The sequence below is a fragment of the Enterobacter cloacae complex sp. SYL003 genome, from assembly GCF_049236925.1.
In the GTDB taxonomy this organism is placed as follows: Bacteria; Pseudomonadota; Gammaproteobacteria; order Enterobacterales; family Enterobacteriaceae; genus Enterobacter; species Enterobacter intestinihominis.
Map to the genome: position 1 here is coordinate 1 of NZ_JBMKJK010000054.1, position 2,132 is coordinate 2,132.

Consider the following 2,132-nt stretch of genomic DNA (forward strand, 5'->3'; position numbering starts at 1 on the left):
ATGCCGCCTTTGCCCGACTCGCGCCGGTGCTGGACGCCGTGGCCGGCAAAGTCTACCGCATCGGGAGCGACATTGGTCTTGGCTCGACGGTAAAAATTATCCATCAGCTGCTGGCCGGGGTGCACATCGCCGTTGCCGCCGAAGCGATGGCGCTTGCCGCCCGCGCCGGGATCCCACTGGAGACGATGTATGACGTGGTCACCCACGCGGCGGGTAATTCCTGGATGTTTGAGAATCGCATGCAGCACGTCCTGGATGGCGATTACTCGCCAAAATCCGCTGTCGATATTTTTGTCAAAGATCTCGGGCTGGTGAATGACACTGCCCGGGCGCTGACCTTCCCGCTGCCGCTCGCTACCACCGCGCTGAATATGTTCACCTCCGCCAGTAATGCCGGATTCGGTCGGGAAGATGACAGCGCGGTGATCAAGATTTTCAACGGCATCACCCTGCCGGGCCATAAACAGTGAGGAGAGACAACATGCAGCTTGGTGTCATTGCCGATGACTTCACCGGCGCCACGGATATTGCCAGCTTCCTCGTGCGCAACGGCATGCCGACGGTGCAACTGAATGGCGTGCCGACCCGCGATATTCCGCTGACCAGCGAGGCGGTGGTCATCAGCCTGAAAACCCGCTCCTGCCCGGCGGAAATGGCCGTCAGCCAGTCGCTGGCGGCCCTGCGCTGGCTGCAGGCCCAGGGCTGTCAGCAGTTTTATTTCAAGTACTGTTCCACTTTCGACAGCACCGCGCAGGGCAACATTGGCCCGGTGCTGGATGCCCTGCTGGCCGAGCTGGGTGAGACGCGGACGGTGATTTCCCCGGCGCTGCCGGTTAACGGCCGCACGGTCTATCAGGGATATCTGTTCGTCGGCGAGCAACTGCTGAATGAGTCCGGGATGCGCCACCATCCGGTGACGCCGATGGAGGATGCGCACCTGGGCCGCTTAATTGAGCGCCAAGGGCGCGGAAAAGCCGCGCTGATTGCCTGGCCGATTGTCGCCCGGTCGCCGCCGCGCTGGCGGCAGTCAACGATCCGGCGGTGCGCTATGTGGTGCTCGACGCCCTCAGCGAACAGGATCTGCTCACCCAGGGCGTGGCGCTGCGGGAGATGAAGCTGGTCTCCGGCGGTTCCGGCCTCGCCATCGGCCTCGCCCGCGACTGGGCGCAGCGCCATGGCGCCAGGGGGGAAAGCGCTCAGGCCGGCATGCCGCTGGCCGGTCCGGCGGTGGTGCTCTCGGGCTCCTGCTCGGTGATGACCAACAGCCAGGTGGCGGCCTATCGTCAACAGGCCCCCGCCCGCGCCGTCGACTTAAGCGCCTGCTTTACCGATCTGGAGAGCTACGTCAGGACGCTGACTGACTGGGTGGACGCGCAGCGCGATGCGCCGCTGGCGCCGATGATCTATGCCACCACCGAGCCGCAAACGCTGCAGCGGATCCAGGCGCAGTATGGCGACAAGGCCAGCAGCGAACGGGTGGAACAGCTGTTTGCCGCTCTTGCCGCCGCCCTGAAGGCGAACGGATTTACCCGCTTTATTGTGGCCGGAGGGGAAACGTCGAGCATTGTGGCGCAGACCCTGGGGGTTGAGGCGTTCCATATTGGGCCGACCATCTCCCCTGGCGTGCCCTGGGTGCGTGACACCCGCCAGCCGCTCTCCCTGGCGCTGAAGTCAGGTAACTTCGGCGATATCCAGTTCTTTGCCCGTGCCCAGCAGGAGTTTCGTCATGACTGAGCAACAACTGCGAGAGGAAATGGTGCAGATTGGCGCCTCGTTGTTTAGCCGCGGCTATGCCACCGGCTCCGCTGGCAATCTGTCGCTGCTGCTGCCGGACGGCAACCTGCTGGCGACGCCGACCGGCGCCTGCCTCGGCGAACTGCAGGCTCAGCGGTTGTCGGTGGTGACGCTGCAAGGGGAATGGATCTCCGGCGACAAACCGTCGAAAGAGGTCACTTTTCACCGGGCGGTCTATTTGCACAACCCGGCCTGCAAGGCGATCGTCCACTTGCACAGCCACTATCTGACCGCGCTCTCCTGCCTGCAGGGGCTCGGGCACTGTTGCAAAGTTAGCGATGAGGCAGCCTTTTGTCTTATTCAAAGGCCTTACATTTCAAAAACTCTGCTTACCAGGC

General features: G+C 63.2%; 2 protein-coding genes and 1 pseudogene. All 3 read left to right on the forward strand.

Annotated features, from left to right (window positions below):
* Window positions 1–470, forward strand: a 470-nt coding sequence (locus tag ACOT1A_RS24495) for an NAD-binding protein (RefSeq protein ID WP_421625539.1), incomplete at its 5' end; no start/stop codon positions are given.
* An 11-nt stretch (window positions 471–481) separates the two neighbouring features.
* Window positions 482–1,734 (forward strand): annotated as a pseudogene (otnK, locus tag ACOT1A_RS24500) (3-oxo-tetronate kinase).
* Window positions 1,727–2,132: class II aldolase/adducin family protein (locus ACOT1A_RS24505; protein ID WP_230246693.1), on the forward strand; the 406-nt coding region annotated here is incomplete at its 3' end. The pseudogene otnK and the gene ACOT1A_RS24505, both read left to right, overlap by 8 nt.